Annotated in this window: 17 protein-coding genes; 6 read left to right on the top strand and 11 right to left on the bottom strand. The window is 67.8% G+C overall.

The genetic code is table 11. The features are described from left to right. Positions 1 to 180 precede the first annotated feature (180 nt). A complete protein-coding gene (locus A5691_RS01970; protein WP_067888373.1) occupies positions 181 to 903 on the bottom strand; it encodes a DUF1906 domain-containing protein in 723 nt (240 codons plus the stop codon). 60 nt (positions 904 to 963) lie between these two features. After that, the gene (locus A5691_RS01965; protein ID WP_067760535.1) at positions 964 to 1863 is read right to left on the bottom strand and encodes a MerR family transcriptional regulator; all 900 of its coding nucleotides are present in this window, start codon (positions 1861 to 1863) and stop codon (positions 964 to 966) included. A 40-nt stretch (positions 1864 to 1903) separates the two neighbouring features. On the opposite strand from A5691_RS01965, the gene A5691_RS01960 reads away from it, so the two are divergent. Beyond that, positions 1904 to 3052 (top strand): SRPBCC family protein, encoded by a 1149-nt coding sequence (locus tag A5691_RS01960; RefSeq protein WP_068015740.1) that lies wholly within the window; start codon positions 1904 to 1906, stop codon positions 3050 to 3052. Positions 3053 to 3110: 58 nt separating this feature from the next. On the opposite strand, the gene A5691_RS01955 is transcribed toward A5691_RS01960, so the two are convergent. Beyond that, on the bottom strand, positions 3111 to 4457 hold the full coding sequence (locus A5691_RS01955) for a secreted hydrolase (protein ID WP_067888380.1): 1347 nt from the start codon (positions 4455 to 4457) through the stop codon (positions 3111 to 3113). A gap of 96 nt (positions 4458 to 4553) precedes the next feature. On the opposite strand from A5691_RS01955, the gene A5691_RS01950 reads away from it, so the two are divergent. Beyond that, a complete protein-coding gene (locus tag A5691_RS01950; protein ID WP_067760529.1) occupies positions 4554 to 6020 on the top strand; it encodes an aldehyde dehydrogenase in 1467 nt (488 codons plus the stop codon). Positions 6021 to 6177: 157 nt separating this feature from the next. Here the strand turns inward: A5691_RS01950 and A5691_RS01945 are convergent, their stop codons facing one another. The 5 genes from A5691_RS01945 to A5691_RS01925 all read right to left on the bottom strand — a co-directional run bounded on the left by A5691_RS01945 (position 6178) and on the right by A5691_RS01925 (position 10400). Beyond that, on the bottom strand, positions 6178 to 6627 hold the full coding sequence (locus tag A5691_RS01945) for a MaoC family dehydratase (RefSeq protein WP_067760527.1): 450 nt from the start codon (positions 6625 to 6627) through the stop codon (positions 6178 to 6180). Beyond that, positions 6624 to 7097: a MaoC family dehydratase N-terminal domain-containing protein gene (locus A5691_RS01940; RefSeq protein ID WP_067760598.1), complete on the bottom strand. Its 474-nt coding sequence runs from the start codon at positions 7095 to 7097 to the stop codon at positions 6624 to 6626. Before A5691_RS01940 ends, A5691_RS01945 begins: the two co-directional genes overlap by 4 nt. Before the next feature lie 56 nt (positions 7098 to 7153). After that, positions 7154 to 7579, bottom strand: coding sequence for a nuclear transport factor 2 family protein (locus A5691_RS01935; protein WP_067760525.1), 426 nt, complete (start codon positions 7577 to 7579; stop codon positions 7154 to 7156). 95 nt (positions 7580 to 7674) lie between these two features. Next, positions 7675 to 9261, bottom strand: coding sequence for an AMP-binding protein (locus A5691_RS01930; RefSeq protein WP_067760523.1), 1587 nt, complete (start codon positions 9259 to 9261; stop codon positions 7675 to 7677). 11 nt (positions 9262 to 9272) lie between these two features. Then, the gene (locus A5691_RS01925) at positions 9273 to 10400 is read right to left on the bottom strand and encodes an aromatic ring-hydroxylating dioxygenase subunit alpha (RefSeq protein WP_156670260.1); all 1128 of its coding nucleotides are present in this window, start codon (positions 10398 to 10400) and stop codon (positions 9273 to 9275) included. A gap of 102 nt (positions 10401 to 10502) precedes the next feature. On the opposite strand from A5691_RS01925, the gene A5691_RS01920 reads away from it, so the two are divergent. Then, a complete protein-coding gene (locus tag A5691_RS01920; protein ID WP_369807448.1) occupies positions 10503 to 11789 on the top strand; it encodes a cytochrome P450 in 1287 nt (428 codons plus the stop codon). An 8-nt stretch (positions 11790 to 11797) separates the two neighbouring features. Here the strand turns inward: A5691_RS01920 and A5691_RS01915 are convergent, their stop codons facing one another. Together A5691_RS01915 and A5691_RS01910 are read right to left on the bottom strand one after the other, a co-directional pair. Continuing rightward, entirely contained in the window at positions 11798 to 11989 is a 192-nt protein-coding gene (locus A5691_RS01915) for a ferredoxin (protein WP_046185638.1), read from the bottom strand. An 18-nt stretch (positions 11990 to 12007) separates the two neighbouring features. Further along, complete coding sequence (locus A5691_RS01910) at positions 12008 to 14392, bottom strand: CoA transferase (protein WP_067760519.1); 2385 nt, start codon at positions 14390 to 14392, stop codon at positions 12008 to 12010. 99 nt (positions 14393 to 14491) lie between these two features. On the opposite strand from A5691_RS01910, the gene A5691_RS01905 reads away from it, so the two are divergent. Both A5691_RS01905 and A5691_RS01900 read left to right on the top strand, forming a co-directional pair. Then, on the top strand, positions 14492 to 15313 hold the full coding sequence (locus A5691_RS01905; RefSeq protein ID WP_067760517.1) for a FadR/GntR family transcriptional regulator: 822 nt from the start codon (positions 14492 to 14494) through the stop codon (positions 15311 to 15313). Between the two features lie 10 nt (positions 15314 to 15323). Further along, positions 15324 to 16043, top strand: coding sequence for an SDR family oxidoreductase (locus tag A5691_RS01900; RefSeq protein WP_067760515.1), 720 nt, complete (start codon positions 15324 to 15326; stop codon positions 16041 to 16043). Here the strand turns inward: A5691_RS01900 and A5691_RS01895 are convergent. Next, entirely contained in the window at positions 16006 to 16872 is an 867-nt protein-coding gene (locus A5691_RS01895) for an LLM class flavin-dependent oxidoreductase (protein ID WP_067760513.1), read from the bottom strand. The two genes, A5691_RS01900 and A5691_RS01895, sit on opposite strands and share 38 nt — an antisense overlap. A gap of 78 nt (positions 16873 to 16950) precedes the next feature. Here A5691_RS01895 and A5691_RS01890 point away from each other — a divergent pair. Continuing rightward, positions 16951 to 18016 (top strand): acyl-CoA dehydrogenase family protein (locus tag A5691_RS01890; protein ID WP_068015742.1); only part of this gene is annotated, 1066 nt, incomplete at its 3' end.

Here is an 18016-nt window from a genome sequence, read left to right as displayed (position 1 = left end):
GCAGTTTTGTTATGTAATCGTTATGTAAAAATTTCGAGCCGTCGAGCCGCGTCGATCCCGCCTCGGCCGCGTCGCGCGGGCGGCATCCGCGCCCGCCGCCGCCAGAAATGAGCGAACGAGTGTTTGCTGGGATCTCTAAGACTCGCGGCCCGACGGTGGCGGGTGACGGAAACCCGGCGGCTAGGCCCACTGGCCGAATTGCGGCTTGAGGATTTCGTTGATGTCCACCCCGACGCCGCCGACGCTGCGTTTGTCGATCTCGACCTGATGCAAATGGGCGGCCGGGTGGGCGAATCCCTTGGGTGACCCCCAGTTGTGCTGCCAGAAGTACGAGCCCAGACCGTCGTGCAGCGCCCAGTCGATGGTCTTCGAATTGGCGTACACACCTGTGCGCTGATGACCGATCACCGACTCCCAGGACCGCAGGTAGGGCGCGATCAGCTGTTTGTACTGGTCGTAAGAGGGGTCGTCGTCGATGGAGGCGTAGATCGGTGCGCTGGCGGGGCCGCCGGCGGCGGCGTGCAGTTGCATCCCGCGCTGCGCGTGCTGGAGCCCGGCGCTGGCCCCGCCGAGCCAATCGGCGGTGTCACCCTTCCCGTACTGATAACAGGAGACGATCTTCAGCCCGTTGCTGTTGAGGTCACGCGCCTCGGCGACCTGGATCGGCTTGCCCAGCATCCAGTTGCCGCCGGGTCGCCGGTCCGATACGTACCTGATCGAGCCCACGGCACCGGCGGCCCGGATCTGACTGGCTGGGATGACGCCGGCCGCGTAGTCCAAGAGGGTGCCGAGCGACGCCGACGCCGGTGTGGCGCCCATGGACGCGCCCGCGACGCCCAGGCCCACCAAGGCCGGGGTCGCGGCCGCCAGTCTGAGGAGGTCGCGCCGCGAAACCGATGACACAAGCGACAGGGTACGACAGTAACCCCATCCGACACATTGACCACACTGGTCACATCTGCATCACGGTGCCGCATCCTGGGTTTGGGGTGACGCCGCCGTGGGCAGCACGATGACGCTCACGCCGTCCAGGCCGCGGCCGGCGGTCTGCCGGGCGATCTCGTCGAGGAAGTGTGCGGCCGCCGGGTTGATCGATCCCGCCCAGGCCCGGAAGCCCTGGACGATGACGGGGTCGCGCTCGAGTGACGGTTGCACTCCCCGCAGCACGCACACCACGTCGTCGGGCAGTGGGTCGGCGAGCTGGTTGTCGATCCAACGCCGGGCGAGCTCCGTGGCCGCGCCGTCGTCGGCCAACTTGATGACCTCGCCGGCGAGGTCACGCAATCGATCGAACAACACCTGGCGCCCCGGCGTCTCGGCCAGTTTCGCCAGCAGGGTGCTGGCCGCCGCCGGCAGGACCATCTGCCCGAAGAGCACCGGAACCGGCAGGTCCCACTCCTCGAACAGGTCTGCGTACATGGCGGCGACGGGCTCGGACAGCGGCGCGCTGAGCCGCCCGATGACCCCGATGCTGTCGCGGTGGGTGGTCGCGAGCCTGCGCAGGATGTCCTCGTTGACGTCTTCGGCGGGACAATCGGTGGCGGCACGGGAGCGATCGATGGCCGCGATCAGCTGGTCCAGCCGGTCGCGCTGACGCATCAACAACGTGCGGTGCTCATCGAGCACACCCGCCAACGTGGTGCGCCCACCCGCGATCAGCCGCTGGATGTCGTTGATGCTGACGCCGAGACTCCTCATCAAATCGATGCGCAACAGGTCGAGCACCTGCTCGACGTCGAAGACCCGGTAGCCGTTGGACAGATGCTCGGCGCGCAGCAGGCCGATTTTCTCGTAGTGGCGGATGCGACCGGAAGCGATCCCGGTCAGGGCCGTGACGTCGCCGATCAGCAACTGCTCAGCCACCCCTTGACCTTACAACTGTGGCAAGGTCTGTACTGATCAGATGGAACGCGACCAGCTGATCGACCTCACCCGCCGCGCCTTGAAGTTGGCGCGCGACAGGACCACCGATCTCGCCCCGCAGGAGCACCGGGTCGAGGCGCGGGCATACACGTCGACCGAGCGCCACGTCCAGGACCGCGCCCTGGTGATGGCCAGCCCCCAGTTGGTCGGCTATGCCTCGGAGTTACCCTCCCCCGGCGCGTATTGCACCAAGACGGTGATGGGCCGGTCCATCTTGTTGACCCGCACGGCCGACGGATCGGTCAAGGCGTTCAACAACGTCTGCCTGCACCGCCAGTCGCAAGTGGCGACGGGATGCGGCAGCGCAAAGCGATTCACCTGCCCGTACCACGCGTGGACCTACGACAACACCGGGCGCTTGGTCGGCCTGCCGGGTCGGGAAGGGTTCCCGGACATCAGCGTCAAAGTCGACGGCCTGACCGAACTCCCGGCTGCCGAGTTCGCCGGATTCCTCTGGATCGCAATGGATCCCGGCTCTCCACTGGACGTCGCCGCACACCTCGGCCCGCTTGCCTCCGAGCTCGATTCGTGGGGCATCGGGCGGTGGTCGCCGCTGGGCGAGAAGGTGCTCGACTGCCCGATCAATTGGAAGCTCGCGGTCGACACCTTCTCGGAGAACTACCATTTCGCCACCGTCCACCAGCAGACCTTCGCCACGATCGCCCGCAGTAACTGCACGGTCTTCGATTCGTTCGGTCCGCACCACCGGTTGATCTTCCCGCTCAACACGATCCTGGGGCTGGACGAGGTCCCCGAAGATCGGTGGGATCCGTTCCAGAACATGGTCGTCATCTACGCGCTGTTCCCCAACATCGTGCTGTCGGTCACCATCGCCAACGGCGAGCTGTTCCGGATCTACCCCGGCGATCGACCGGGGAACTCGGTCACCGTGCACCAGAATTCGACACCGCTGGATCTGACCGACGAATCGGTGGCGGCTGGCGCGCAGGCGGTCTTCGAGTACGCCCACGCCACCGTGCGCGACGAGGACTACCGCCTCGTCGAGGGCCTGCAGGCCAACCTCGATTCGGGCGTTCGCGACCACTTGCTGTTCGGCCGCAACGAACCCGGGCTGCAACATCGCCACATCGCCTGGGACCGGGCGCTCGCCGAGGTTCGCGACACCTAAACCGCGCACACGACACGCCGCAGAACGTGTGCGTGGCTTCAGTCTCGATGCGGCTCCCTCAATCGTCGACGGTCAGCGCCGCCACGAGGTCATCCAATAGCGTTGCCAAATCGTCGCTTTGGGCGGCGCGCACCGTGGTCAACAGCCCGACCGCTTCCTGTCGGCGTCCCCGGGCCAACAGCTGCACCAGCAGGCCCGCGGCCGTCTGCAGGTCCCGGTCGGCGGGTTCGAGGTTCGCGACGGTGGTGGCCAGCACCTCGACCAGCTCCCAGTCCCGATACAGGGCCAGGGAGCGCTCGTTGAACGCGAAACCGGTCACGGGCGTGCCCCACAGGGTCCCCCTGTAGCGGTACGGGCCCTCCATGTATTCGATGGGCAGGCCGTGCGCGGGCGCGGGCACCAGTGGTTCCCCGACGATGTCGAGTTGCATGGTGCGGCAGGTGATCCGGTGGCGATCCGGCATATATCGGGCGGCCGCATGCGGCCGCACCAACGGCTGCACCGCCTCCGGCCATCGCACATAGCTGCTGACCGTGACCTCGACGTCTTCGGCGCACTCCGGCGGGATGGCCGGGTCGGGATGACTCATCGTCACACCGGTAAACGGCTGCAGCGCATTGGCGTTCGTGCGATCAAACTGCCGCCAGATGCTCAGGTCCACGCCGTTGTCGAAGTTGATGGTGCGCCATTCATGGGACCGGGCCCGCGGGTCTCCCCCGGTCCCGCCGCCGCCCGCGTACTTCGGGAACCACTGCCGGTCGATGTGACCGCTGCTGCCGGAAACCTGTTCGACGACATCGCCCCAACGCAGCGTGCCGGTCATCGCAATGCCGGTCTGGAAGTACGAGTAGGTCTCGGTTTGGCCGAAGCAGCAGATCTTCCCGTTGTATGTCGAGGCGCCCACCGGTGTCGGTGCGCGCGTTGGCGTTACGGCCAAGTCCAGGCGCATCGGACGACCCGACTGATCCTCGCCGACCAGGCTGACGCGATAGGTGTAGGGCAGCAGCTCCCCGTCGGCGTCGCGACACGTGGTCCACGACGCGGTGCCGGCCCCGCTGGAGTAATGGATGTCCAGATAACCCGGCGCCAGGCTGAGCTTGCGCTGCGCACCGGGCTTCATGTTGGCGGGCGGCATGTCGTAGTCCGTGTAGGTGCCGTAGTCACCGGTGGCGAGATCGAACAGCGCCAGCGTGTAGAAGTCCGCGACCACGGTCCCGCCGGGCCGGTTCTTGTTGAAGATGGTCAGGAAGGCAAACGATCGGTCGTCCTCGGCGGCATCGAGCTGCCCGGCGATGAACCAGGTGTCCGATTCCTGGTCCGGGTGTTCGCCCTCGGCGGCGGGAAAGTCCAGCTGGCTGTCGCCGGGCACCAACTGGAACGGGTAACTGCGCCAATCGCTGGTCATATGGGGCCTCGCTGCTTTTTTCGCTATGTTAGCGTCAATAGCGAAATCACGGTCACTGCGCCATGTGCGCGCGCCCAACCGTCGAGGAAGTGCCCGATGACAGCAATTGCCGACCACCGGTCCTACAGCGAACTCTTCATCGGGGGGCAGTGGCGTAAGCCCGCCAATCCCCAACAGCTCGCCGTCATCTCCCCGCACTCGGAAGAGCCGGTCGGACACGTCCAGGTGGCCGGGCCGGAGGACGTCGAAGCGGCCGTCGCCGCCGCGCGCCGCGCCTTCGACCACGGCCCGTGGCCGCGGATGTCCCACGCCGAGCGGATGGCCAAGGTCGAGCAGCTCGCCACGATCTACGGCGGCCACATCGAGGAGATGGCCGACCTGATCACCGACGAGATGGGCTCCCCGCGCAGCTTCAGCCGGATGGGCCAGGGGGCGGCTGCGGCGACGCTCATCCATCTGGCGCTGGCCGCCGCGCGCGACTTCCCGTGGGAGGAACGGCGCCAGGGCGTGCTCGGCGAAGTGCACCTGCGCAGGGCCCCGGTCGGGGTGGTCGGCGCGATCGTCCCGTGGAACGTGCCGCAGTTCCTGATCATGCCCAAACTGATCCCGGCGCTGATCGCCGGGTGCACCGTCATCATCAAACCCGCGCCCGAAACTCCCCTGGACGCTTTGTGGTTGGCGGAGATGATCGAGCAGCTGGACCTGCCCGAAGGGGTGGTCTCGGTGTTGCCCGGCGGCCCCGAGATCGGCGAGGCGCTGGTGCGTCATCCGGGTGTGGACAAGATCGCGTTCACCGGGTCGAGCGCCGTCGGCCGCCGCATCGCCGCTCTGTGCGGCGAACAACTCAAGCGGGTGAGCCTGGAATTGGGCGGTAAATCCGCGGCGATCATTCTCGACGACGCCGACATCGGCAAGACCGTCGCCGGATTGAAAACCGCAGGCCTGATGAACAATGGCCAGGCCTGCGTCGCCCAGACCCGCATCCTGGTCAGCGACCGGCGACACGACGAGGTCGTCGACGCGCTCGCCGACATGATGTCGGCCCTGCAGGTCGGCGATCCGGCCGATGACACCACCGACATCGGACCCCTTGTCGCGCAACGGCAACAACGCCGCGTCCAGGACTACATCAAGTCGGGTCAGGCCGAGGGGGCCCGCGTGGTCCTCGGCGGCCTGGACAGCCCTTCGGACCGCGGCTGGTATGTGCGGCCGACGCTCTTCGCCGACGCCACCAACGACATGCGCATCGCCCGGGAGGAGATCTTCGGCCCGGTGTTGACCGTGCTGCGCTACCGCGATGAGGACGACGCGATACGCATCGCCAACGAGACCGACTACGGTTTGGCCGGTTCCGTGTGGACCTCCGACATCGCACACGGCATGGAGATTGCGGCGGGGGTGCGCACCGGCACGTACGGCATCAACATGTACACGCTCGACATCGGCGCCCCCTTCGGCGGCTTCAAGCAATCGGGCATCGGACGCGAGTTCGGCCCGGAGGGGCTCGACGAATACGTCGAGTTGCAGACGTTGGTGTGCAAGGGGCAGTTGCCGCCGCTATAACCCGCCGTCAGTGCCCTGCCCGTGATCGGGGGCATATGGCGATTGCCATTTGCGATATCACCGGTGATATCACAATCCGAACCCGTCCCATGGTCGCGGCCATCGCTACGCCGTCTCCGGCCGCCATGACGGGTCGCGGCCCGGCGGTGCTACGTCGTCATCGGCCACTGGCGGGCAGCTGCAGGGTGAGCTCGACCGGGCAGCACAGCGCGCCGTGCTGATTGGTCACCTGGATCTCGATGTCCACGAGACAGCGGGGCGGGTCCACGGAGTCGTCGCGACGCTTGGCCACCGCGCGTCCCCGACCGATCATGGTGTCGCCGGCGTAGACCGAACCCGTCAGCCGCAAGGAGCGCCGCACCACGCGGCTGCTCGGGCCCGCCCAGTCGGTCGCGACACGGTCGGCGAAGCCGGCGAGGTGCATCGTGTTGACGTAGATTGTCGGATTGCCCTGGCGCCGCGCATATTCCGGGTCAAAGTGGCCCGGGAAGTAGTCCCACGTCGCTCCGGCGTTCTCGACCACTCGCTGGTAGCTGATGTGGTCGACCACCTCGGGCAGGTCTGCCGGAACGGTGATCGCGTCGAAGTCCAGGCCGTCGTCGCTCACGGCGATCCCCCCGGGGTGAACCGAAACAACGTGTTGCGGCACGTGGCGACCACCGTCTGGTCCTGGCGGCGATAGGTCTCCAGCGTCTCGACGAAATGGCCGACGCCCAGCCGCGTCCGCTTCTCCGGCGACACCGACACCAGTTCCTCGACGACGGTGAGCACGTCACCTTCGACGATGGGCTCGAGGAACTCGACGTCGTTGGCCGCGTTGATGAAGGTGGTGCCGGGCAACGGCACCCGCAGGACCAGGGACGCCGCCGGCGGCCTGCCCTGTGGCAGCCACGGCGGGGGGATCAGCCAACCCATCAACATCGCTGGGGGCGCCGGCAGCCCGCCCCACGTCCGGTTCGCGAAGTCGGCGTCCCAATAGGACCGATTGCGGTCGTGGACCATCGCCGCGAACAACTGGATGCGCGCGCCGCTGACCGCCGTGGCCGCGGTGCGGGGCTCGCTGGCCGCGCCGACCATCCGCAGCGCGTCTTCGTAGGTGCCGAAGGCCAGCTCGTAACTCAGATCCACGCCGCTCACATAACGAGCGGGTGCCTGCTGGGCACCGAATCCCATTGCAGCGTGCGGGAAGTGAAGTACCAGCCGCCACGCTCATAGATCAGCGTGTCCCGGAAGATCCCGGTGGCCCGCAACGTGGTGTCGCCGTACATGGCGGCGAAAAGCACGGCGACACAATGCTGTGTCGCGTTGACCCCGTCGACGCGGATCTCGTGGTCGAGGGTGACAAGCCGTTGTCCGTCACCTCCGTCGAACGCCGCACGCAGGTCGTCGAACGTGTCGCCGTCGCGGTGGTAGGTCGCGCCGGAGTGGCGGAACGTGGCGATCCAGCGCTCGCGGTCGCCGTCGGAGTAGGCCCGGTTGTGCCGGGCGTTCAGATTGAGGATGGCGGCTCGACCCGTGGCGGCCTGCAGCATTTGCTGTTCCTGATAGGACATGGTCATTGCGGTCTCCAGACTCTCCCGGGAAACGACTGCCAACGAGCGGACGGACGTAACATTAAAGTAACTTTCCGACGATTACGTAACATTAACGTAACTTACCGGCTAACGTTATAGCCCTGAGCTTCACGATCCCACGCCTCCTGAGTCACCCCCCGCTCGCGTAACAGGTCTTTGCGTATCCGCCCGATGACGTTCTTCGGAAGTTCGCGGACGGTCTCCACGAATCGCGGCACGCAGAAGTACGGCATCCGGGCCGCGCAGAAATCGAGCAGCTCGGTGTAATCGACTGTGGTCCCGGGCCGCAACGTCACCACCAGCAGGATGTCGTCCTCGCCCAACGAGCTGGGCACCCCGACCGCGGCCGCTTCGGCCACGGCGGGATGGCTCATGACGACGGCCTCCACTTCGACCGAGGAAACGTTCTCTCCCCGCCGGCGCAACGAATCCTTGCGGCGGTCGACGTAGGTCAGGTTGCCTTCGGTGTCGAGCCGGCCGAGGTCGCCGGTGCGAAACCATTCCTGGTGCGGAACCACCCGTGAGCCTTCGCCGACATAGCCTTCGCTCATCACACCCGGGTACCGGGCCCGGCAGGCGATCTCCCCGACCGCACCGGCGGACAGCGGGTCGCCGGCTTCGTCGACGATGCGTAAGTCGAAGTTCGGATTCGGCCGCCCCGACGTCCCGGGGACCCCCTCGTCGGCCAGGGCCTTGACGGCGATCGGGAACGCCTCGGTCATCCCGTACATCGTGACAATCCGGCAGCCGTAACGGTTTTCGATGTCGCGATACGCCTTGGCGTCGATCGGAGCCGCGGAGATGAATCGCAGTGGCAGCTGCGCGTCCCGGGGGTCCGCGGGCAGGTTGTGCAGCATCGACACCATGGCACCGGCGCCGGCGAAGCCGATGGCGCCGCGGGCACGGATGTCGTCCCACACCTGGCCGGGGTGAAACGCCTGGGCCAGCACGGTCGTCGCGCCGAACAGCATCGGCGCCAACACGCTGGGAGCCGCGCTCAGGTGAAACAGCGGCATCGCCGTCCAGAGCACCTCCCCGTCCCGCAGTTCCCAGGCCGACGCGACGGTCGCGGCCACGGTGAACAGGTAATGCCATGTCGTGGCAACCGCTTTGGACGGGCCGGTGGTGCCCGACGTGAAGAACAGGCATCCCACCTCCCCCGCCGCGGTGTGCGCCCCGGCGACCGCCGGCCCCCCGCCGCGGTTCAATGCCGCCCGGAGTGAATCATCTTGCAGCACAACGCTGGGCGCGGCTTCCAGCGCGTCGGCAACCTCGTCGACCCTGGGCCGCCGCTCGGCATCCGTGAGGATCACCTTGGCCTGCGACAACCGCAGGGCGTGCAGCAGGAAGTCTGCCTTGTTGGCGGCGTTGACGGCCGCGCTCACCGCGCCGAGGCGCGCCGCACCCAGCCAGAAGTACACCCACTCCGGGCACGTTGCGGTGAACAGCGCCACGCAGTCACGCGGGCCAACGCCGAAGTCCGCGAGCATGTTCGCCGCGGCGCAGGACCGCTGCCGCATCTGCTCGAAGGTCACCTCGACGCCGGCGATCGACATCATCACCCGGTCGGGATATTGCTCGGCGCGCCGGTCGAGCACCGCCGGCACGGTGAAATCGTCGACGCCGAAATCGGAGGGCCCTAACGGCGCGCTCCGGTCGGGGTGCATCGGCTCGCCGATTAGGCTTTCGCGGCCGCCGGATCGGGCTCACCGGCTGCGGTGTAACCGAAGTCGGACGGCGAGGCCTCGGTGCCGGGGTAGAAGCGGTGCGCCCACCGGCGAAGGGCCGCATAGTCGTGCGCCTCTTCGGGAGCCAGGTTCGGCTTCTCCAGGTACTTCATGTTCTCCCACGTGAAGAAGTCCTGTTTGATGACTTCTTGCTGCAGCGCCAGGAATTTGGCCGCGCGACCGGTCGGCACGTCGCCCGTATCGCCGGGCTCGCGGACCGACGCCTGTGTGTAGAAGTAGTCGGTGTAGTCCTCGTCGACCGGCGTTTGCCCCGTGACCTGCACGGTGGCCACCAGCTCGCTCGGGAAGCGGACCACCCCCAGCCCCAGGGAGTAGTTGTCGTAGATGATCTTGGCGTCGACCGGCCCGTTGGGGGTCAGCCAGGTCGACGCGCGCCCGCCGCCGAAATGGGCGTTGACGGTCGCGTGCAGGTGATACCCGGAGACCTCGAACGACGCGGTGGTGGCGGGATTGGCGGCCTTGTGCACGTATTGCACGTGGTACGGGTCGGCGGCGTTCTCGATGATCATCTGCGGGTGCACCTTCACCCGGTTGAGCATCTGCGTGTGCGGGTGCAGCGGGTAATACTCGTTGGTTTCCAGTTCGGGCAGCACCGGCGGCTGCCAGTACGGTGCCCGCCCGTGCCGCTCGTGCCAGGCGAGGATGAAGCCGTACCACTCCACGGTCGGGTAGGTGCGGATGCGGACGTTGTTCTTGCAACCGATCTTGCTGTAGGGAATCAGCGCATTCGTGCCGTCACCCCGCCAGCGCCAGCCATGCCAGGGGCAGACGATGTTGTCGCCTTCCACCGTGCCGCCGACGCCCAGGTTGGCGCCGAGGTGTTGGCAATAAGCGTCCATCACGTGCACCTGGCCGGACTCGGTGCGGAAGATGACGAGTTCCTCACCGAAGTAGTGCGCCCGCTTGACCGCCCCGGCGGCCAGGTCGGAGCCGAATGCCACGATGAACCAACCGGTCGGGAACCGATAGGTCGACAGCGCGATGCCGGCCTGTCCGAACTCGCGTTCCGAGGGATCTCCCGCCGGATCCGAAGCCGGGTCCGAAATTGTATGCGTCACGAGCTCTCCATATCCCGCCCTGCCCAGGCGAGCCGAGCGCAACTGGGCCGCCCTTCGATCACCGCGGTTCGACGACAAGGTCTATTTTTACTATTTTAAGCATTGAACGTCAACGCGGCGCCAACGCGTCCGACAGAGCGGGGTTTGAAGATGACGGCTGCGGCGGTGGACCTTTCCGACTTCGCCCTGTGGCGCAACGGGTTTCCCGACGACCTGTTCGCTGACCTGCGGCGCAACACGCCACTGTTCAGGCACGAACTGACCCCCGGCGTGGCCAAGACGGTGCACCGCGATTTCTGGGTGGCGACCCGACACCGGCACGCCGTTCGCCTGCACCGCGACACCGAGTCGTTCACCGCGGCCGACGGGCCGCTGATTCAGCCGGTCGCGATGTTCTCGTCGTCGCCAACGATCATCACGCTGGACCCCCCGGACCTGAACAAACGCCGCAAACTCATCTCAAATGCGTTCAATCCGCGAGCGATCGCAAAGCTGGAGGACGGCATCCGGGCGCGCGCGGCGCGGATGATCGACGACCTGCTCGCCGCGGGCGGCGGCGACTGGATCTCCGACGTCGCCGACGCATTGCCGATGACCGTGATCGGCGACATCATCGGCATCCCCGATCAGGACCGACCGCGCGTATTCGACCTCTTCGACCGCATCCTGAAGGCGCTTGCGCCCGAAGCCCGTCCGACCGGGCAGGTGGAACTCGAGCTCTTCGCCTCGGTCTTCGACTACGCCATGGAGCTGACCGCCGAGAAGCGGCGTAACCCGACCGATGACATCTGGAGCACCCTGGCGTCGGCGGTGATCACCGGCGACGACGGTGTGGAATTCAGGTTGCCCCCCAACGAACTCGAATTCTTCTTCTTCGTCCTGGCTTTCGCCGGCAGCGACACCACCAAGAACGCACTCGCGATCGGGCTGCAGGCCTTTCTCGCCAACCCCGAGCAGATCGAACGCTATCGGACGGACGAGGGCCTGCGCCCGACCGCGATCGAGGAGGTGTTGCGCTGGGCGTCACCGGTGGCCTATTGGACGCGCACCGCGAAGGTCGACGTGGAGATGGACGGCCAGCACATCGCCAAGGGCGAGCGGGTGGTGTCGATGCTGCGGTCGGCGAACCGTGACGAGGAGGTCTTCTCCTCGCCATTCACCTTCGACATCGGCCGTCAACCCAACCCGCACGTGGCCTTCGGTGGCGGGGGACCGCACCATTGCCTCGGCGCGATGCTCGCGCGGGCGGAACTTCGCGCGGTCTTCGACGAGCTGTTGCTGCGCTGCGACGAGATCGAGATCGGGCCGGCCACGGTGGCTTATCCGAACCTGATGACCAACATGTCGATCTACGACGAGATGTCGATCTCGCTGACCGAGCGGCGCTAGCCGCCAGGTCAGTCGATCAGCCGCAGCGCGGCCTTGGGGCACTGGTCCACCGCGGCCCGCACGTCGATCTCGAGCCGCGGCGGCACGGGTCCGTCCGCGATCTGCACCACGTCCTCGTCGCCCAGCTCGAAGACTTCCGGCGCCAGCGATTCGCAGAAACCGTTGGCCTCACAAAGGTTTTCGTCAACCGTCACGCGCATCAGATGCCCTCCACTTCTCTAGAGGCCCTTGGGTCGGGTCCCGATCACCCCGCTGCTCGCGAGGCGCGTCAGTTCTTCGTCGGTCAGCCCGCACCGATCACGCAGCACGTCCTCATTGTGCTCGCCCAACCGCGGCGGTGGTCGCAACAGCCAGCTGTCCTGGCCGGAAAGCCGCGCGAACGGTGGGCAGGGGTACAAGCCCGCGCCGGTGCTGGGGTGGTGCAGCGTCTCCAGGAAGCCCCGGTGGCGCAGTTGGAGATTGTCGGTGACCAGCGACGGCGACACGACCGGAGCGGCGGGTATGCCCGCGGCTGCCAAGCGCTCCACCGTCGGGTCACGCGGTTGCCGGCCGAACCACTCCGCTAGCCGGCGATCGAGGTCGTCGGCCCGCTGACACCGCCCCGTGACGGTGGACAGCTGCTCGTCACACCACGCCGGTCGATCCATCAACTCGACCAGCGCATGCCACTGCCGGTCGTCGCGCACGGTGACCGCGATCCAGTCGTCCTCCCCGGCGCAGCGGTAGATGTTCTGGATCGCATCGCCGAAACCGCGGTTACCCCGCCGGGTCAGCGTCGTCCCGAAGACCTCCGACTCGATCGCCTGTATCGCGGTGGCGTTCAGCACCGTTTCCAGCATCGGCAGCTCGACGAGCTGGCCCGATCCGGTGCGGTCGGCGAAGTTCAGCGCGGCCAGCACGGCGAAGGCGGCGTGCACGCCGGCCAGCGGGTCGCATGCCCCGCGCGGCGTGACAGGCGGGGTGTCGGGCAGTCCGGTCACCCACGCCAGGCCGGCGATCTGCTCCATGGTGGGGGCGAATCCGACCCGGTCCCGCCACGGGCCGTCCAGCCCGAAGGCGGGCATGCGGGCGACTACGAGCTTGGGGTTGACGTCCAGCAGCACGTCGGCGGTCAGGCCGAATTGCTCCATCACCCGGGGTGAGAAGTTCTCGATCACCACGTCTGCGCCGGCGGCCAGCTCGGTGAACAGGCGCCGCCCGTCTTCGGATCCCAAATCCAATGTCACCGAACGCTTGTTGGTGTTCATGGCGTGGAAGACCCAACCGTATTCCCACCAATCGTCGACGTCGGTGCGCATGCCGCCCGAGTAGCGGATGCCGTCGGGCCGCTGTATCGATTCGACCTTGACGACGTCGGCGCCGAACGCGGCCAGCAGGTGGGTCGCCGCGGGACCGGCCCAGAACGCAGTCAGGTCGACGATGCGCACACCGGACAGGGGAAGATCCGTCGCCGGCGACACCACGGCCATTTCTCTTGGAAGCGGAGCGTTTTCATCGTCAGCCTCGCCCAGGGCGGGGGCTACGCGCGGTGGGGCGGGCGCGCACTCCGACATCAGCCACGGCGCTCGCGGCTGGTGAAAGCCGGCGGGGTTGGCCACGAAGGCGCCGCGCTGCGTCACGTACTCCATCTCTCGGATCGTGGAGCCGTTGCCGAGCGCCGCGATGGGCAACCGGAACAGTTGGCCGAGCTCGACGATCTCCTCGACGGTCCGTTCAGCCAGCCAGGGGCCGATCTGTTCGCGGATCAGGTCGCGGTAGGCCCACCGGCCGATCTGGAAGCGGAGCTGTTCGATCTCCTCCAGCTGCGGGCACTCGACCATCGCGACGAAGTCGAGCCATTGCTGGCCGGTGACCATGGTGATCCCGACGTAGCCGTCCTTGGCGGGCTCGATCGACGGGACTTCCAGCGTGCGGCGAACCGGCGGCACGCGGAGCAGCTGAGAGTGCAGCCATTCGCTGCTCTGCATCGCGGTCAGGGCCTCGAGCATGGACAGGTCGAGGTGCTCGCCGGGTCCGCCGCGTTCGACGCGGCGGCGCACGGCCAGCACGCCGAACGCGGCATACACGCCGCCCATGTACTCCCCTAGGTCGCCGCCGATGGAGATCGGCGGCCCGGCGGGATCACCCCGGAAGCCGGGCGAGCCCGCCCACGCCTGCAGGGTGAATTCGCTGGCGGCTCGCCCGGCGTACGGTCCGGTCCAGCCGAAGTCGGAGATCGTGACGATGATCGCGCCCGGAGCCGCGGCCAGCAGCAGCTGCGGGTCGACGCCCAGCGACGCGGCCCGCTCGCGCCCGGCCGTGAGCACCACCACGTCCGCCGCGGCGAGTTCCGCGGAAAACCGCGCGGAGCCGGGCGGGCACGTGATGCTGCGCTTGCCTGCGCTGAGATACGCGAAAAACGGCGAGCTCTGCCCGTCCGGCACCGGTGACCGCGTCGCGGAGTAGTGGCGGAGCCAATCACCCTGCGGCGGTTCGATTTTGCGCACCTGCGCCCCGGCATCGGCCAGCAGCTTCCCGCAGTAGCTGCCGGCGATCCGGTCACTGATCTCGACGACACACAGGTCGTGCAGCGGTGTGGGCCGGCTGTCGGACCGCTCGCTCACTTACACCCGCCCTCCCGATCGACACGCGATCGAAGAAGCTATTTATACCATTACTGCTAAAATAGCTAAGCCAGCGAGTTGATTGGTTTCGAGGATCGGATGACCGACTTGGGAATTGGGCGCGACGCCCGTCGCCGATTGTCGGCGCCGCGGATCGCTGAGATCGTAGCCGACGAATTGCGCCGCCAGATCATCAACGGCGACCTGGCGGACGGCGACCTCCTGCCGCGCCAAGAGGTCCTCGTCGAGCAGTTCAACGTGAGTTTGGTTTCGCTGCGCGAAGCGCTGCGCATCCTCGAGACCGAGGGCCTGGTTTCGGTCCGGCGGGGTAATCGCGGCGGCGCGGTCGTGCACGCGCCGGCGAAGACCAGCGCCGCGTACATGCTCGGGCTCTTGCTGCAAAGCGAGTCGGTCGCGGTCGCCGACCTCGGTATGGCGTTGCAGGAACTCGAGCCCGCGTGCGCCGCGCTGGCCGCCCGGCGGCCGGACCGCGCGGACACGCTGGTTCCAGAGCTCAACAGGGTGAACGACGCCATGGCCGAAAACATCGAGGACGGCGCGCTGTTCACCGAAATCGGCCGGGAATTCCACGATCTCGTGGTGCGCGGTTGCGGAAACCACACCATCATCGCGGTGGTCGGCAGCTTGGAGACGCTGTGGACCAGCCACGAACAACAGTGGGCGGACGAGAGCGCGGCCCGGGGCACCTACCCCTCGCTGGCTCAACGCCGCGCCGTCCTCGGCACGCATGTCAAGCTGACCGAGACCATCGCGGAGGGCGACGTCGACAGGGCGCGCCGCATCGCGGGTCGCCATCTCGCCGACACGCAGACCTACGTGCTCTCGGATCGGCACGACCAACGTATCCACGCGCTGTCGCCGCAGGCTTTGTCGCGGACGCGGGATTTCCGGCAACCCTAAGAGGCGCCCCTTGAGAACCGCATTGGTCACCGGCGGCAGCGGCGGGATCGGCAAGGCGTGCGGTCGCAAGTTGGTCGAGCTGGGTTACGACGTGGTGCTGGCCGCGCGTCGCGAGGCTCCGTTGCGTGCCGCCGCCCAGGAGATCGGCGCGCGTCACCTGGTGGCCGACGCCTCGGATCCGGACGGATTCGTCGCGGCCACAAGCGCTTTGGAAAGCATCGACCTGGTCGTCCACGCCGCGGGCACGCTGGGCGGAACGTACGCGCGCAAGCAGACGTTCGAGCAGTGGCGGACCATCATCTCGGCCAACCTGGACTCGTGCTTCGTGGTCACCTCCGCCGCGCTGCCAAAGATGCGTGCGGGTTCGCGGTTCGTGTTCATCTCGTCGTCCGCGGCGCACGAACCGATGATGGCCCGCACCGCCTACTCGGCGTCCAAGGCCGGCATGAACGCGTTCGCCCGCGCCCTGGCCCTGGAGGTCGACCGCGACGGCATCGCCGTGCACCTCGTGACGCCGGGACCGGTGGAAACCGAGATGCTGCAGGATGTGCCGTTCGAGATGTACGCGATTCGGGTCTCCGACGTGGCGGACGCCGTCGCGTGGCTGGACACCGTCGACCCGTCCCTTGACCTGCCGGAGGTCCGGCTCAGCGCGGTGCAGCGCGGGCCGTTCGCCCGGCCGCCGGTCGTTCCTACCGAGGCGCGGCGGCGCCGCCAGGGAACGCCTTGATCACCGATTCGCCGAATTCGTGCAGGGAATCAGGCTTCGCGAAGTCGGTGAACCACACGTAGAACCGCTCGACCCCCTGAGCGGACAGACCGTCGAAGTGACCGATCAACTCGTCGGCGTCGCCGCACACCAGGCCGGAGCCCAGGTTGCCGAATCGGCGGAAGCTCACCTCGCGCACGGCCTTGGGATCGCTGGCGGCCCGGACAAATCCCACCATCTGCTGGATCGATACCCGGGCGGACCCCGCTTCCGGGGCCAGCTTGGGCAGCCGGTCGAGGTGGTTTGCCGGCACATTCCACCAATCCGCATGCCTGCGAACGAGTTCCATCATCCGCGGTCCCGTTCCGCCGAGGACCAGGGGTATCGGATGGGACCGGCGGGGGGACTGCGCGGACTCCCCCGTCCCGTCGCCCCAGTACTGCCGGATCAGCTCGAGATGCCGCCCGAGTTGCGCGACCCTGGCCTTCGGATCTTGCTGACCCACAGCGAATCTGGTGAACTCCGTGGGCCAGGATCCCGCACCCAGGCCCAGATCGAACCGGCCCTCGGATGCGTCGGACAGGGTGACGGCCTGTTTGGCCAGCACGGCGGGATGGCGAAACGCGTCGCACAGCACCAGGTGGCCGATCCGCAGTCGCTCCGTCTTGGCCGCCACCCAGCCGGCAATCCCCATTGCTTCCCAGATGCTTTCGTCGGGCAACCCCGGCGCCTCGAGGTGATCGATGAACGCCAGGCCGTCGAAGCCGCTGTCCTCGGCGTGCCGGGCCCGCTCCACGATGTCGGCCGCCGACAGCCGAACCTGCGGCAGGAACAAATACCACTCGACCATGCGCCCACCTATGCGTCTATTCCCGTGCGATTGCGGACCGGGCCGCTAGTTTACTATTTTTATTATGTTAGGGGTCTTATGGATGTTGGACTGAACGCGGAGCAGCTGTCGCTGCGCGAGACCGTGCGCGACATCCTGCGTGCCGAGTGCCCGCCCGACTCCGCCCGGCAGGCGATGACGGATCCGGAGCGGTGGCGGACGCTGTGGAAGACGGTCGTCGACCTCGGTTGGACGGAATTGGCCGCCCCGGGGACCGGCGACTACGGACCGGTTGAGCTCGCGCTGGTGCTCGAGGAATGCGGTGCGGCCATCGCGCCGATCCCGCTGTTGAGCAGTGTCGGGCTGGCCGCCGGCGCGTTACGCGACGCGGGCCTCGACGCGGTTCTCGACGACATCGCCGGCGGCGTGGTCGCCACCCTGGCCGTGCACGCCAAGGGATCTCGGCTGCCCGGGGCGCCGATGACGCTGCGCGCCGGGCGCCTGCGCGGACGGGCGGTCGCGGTCCCCAACCTGTCGCGCGCCGAGCTGCTCGTCACGCTGGCGCGGGCCGACACCGCCCCCGATGGCGCCGTGGTGGCGGTCGCGCGCTGCGGCGACGGGGTGACCGTCATCCCCGGCGAGTCGACCGACCCCGCGCAGCCGCTGGCAGACGTCGAGGTCGACGCCGAGCCGCTGGCCATCGCACCGGTCGACACCGAGCGAGCGTTGACGGCGCCGTTGGTGGCCGCGGCCGCCGACCTGGTCGGCACGGCGAGCGCCGCCTTGAACCGGGCCGTCGAGCACGCGAAGACGCGCCGCCAGTTCGGCACGCCGATCGGCGCGTTCCAGGGGATCAAGCACGCTTTGGCCGACAACTACGTCGGGCTGGAGCGCGCCCGCAGTCTCACCTACGCCGCGGCGGCCCGGCTGGGCGACCCGACCACGGCGCCCGCGGAAGCGTGGACCACCGCGGCGCTCGCCAAGGCGGCGGCCGGCGATGCGGCGGCCACCTGCGCGAGAACCGCGGTGCAGGTGCACGGGGCGCTCGGGCAGACCTGGGAGCACGACGCCCACCTCTACGTCCGGCACGCATCGCCGGCCGCCGCCTTGGCGAGCGCCGCGGTGGTCCACGCTTCCGCGGGCGCCGTGGTCGGGTCGCCCAGCC

Origin of the sequence: Mycobacterium sp. E183 (assembly GCF_001667735.1) — a bacterium.
Taxonomy (GTDB): domain Bacteria; phylum Actinomycetota; class Actinomycetes; order Mycobacteriales; family Mycobacteriaceae; genus Mycobacterium.
This window is presented reverse-complemented; position numbering and strand designations above follow the sequence as displayed.

Coding starts and splice junctions, on each gene's coding strand:
- A5691_RS01930 (WP_067760523.1), bottom strand. CDS start 9,261: ATGCACCCCGACCGGAGCGCGCCGTTAGGGCCCTCCGATTTCGGCGTC.
- A5691_RS01950 (WP_067760529.1), top strand. CDS start 4,554: ATGACAGCAATTGCCGACCACCGGTCCTACAGCGAACTCTTCATCGGG.
- A5691_RS01895 (WP_067760513.1), bottom strand. CDS start 16,872: ATGGTCGAGTGGTATTTGTTCCTGCCGCAGGTTCGGCTGTCGGCGGCC.
- A5691_RS01955 (WP_067888380.1), bottom strand. CDS start 4,457: ATGACCAGCGATTGGCGCAGTTACCCGTTCCAGTTGGTGCCCGGCGAC.
- A5691_RS01905 (WP_067760517.1), top strand. CDS start 14,492: ATGACCGACTTGGGAATTGGGCGCGACGCCCGTCGCCGATTGTCGGCG.
- A5691_RS01935 (WP_067760525.1), bottom strand. CDS start 7,579: ATGACCATGTCCTATCAGGAACAGCAAATGCTGCAGGCCGCCACGGGT.
- A5691_RS01915 (WP_046185638.1), bottom strand. CDS start 11,989: ATGCGCGTGACGGTTGACGAAAACCTTTGTGAGGCCAACGGTTTCTGC.
- A5691_RS01960 (WP_068015740.1), top strand. CDS start 1,904: ATGGAACGCGACCAGCTGATCGACCTCACCCGCCGCGCCTTGAAGTTG.
- A5691_RS01940 (WP_067760598.1), bottom strand. CDS start 7,097: ATGGTCGGCGCGGCCAGCGAGCCCCGCACCGCGGCCACGGCGGTCAGC.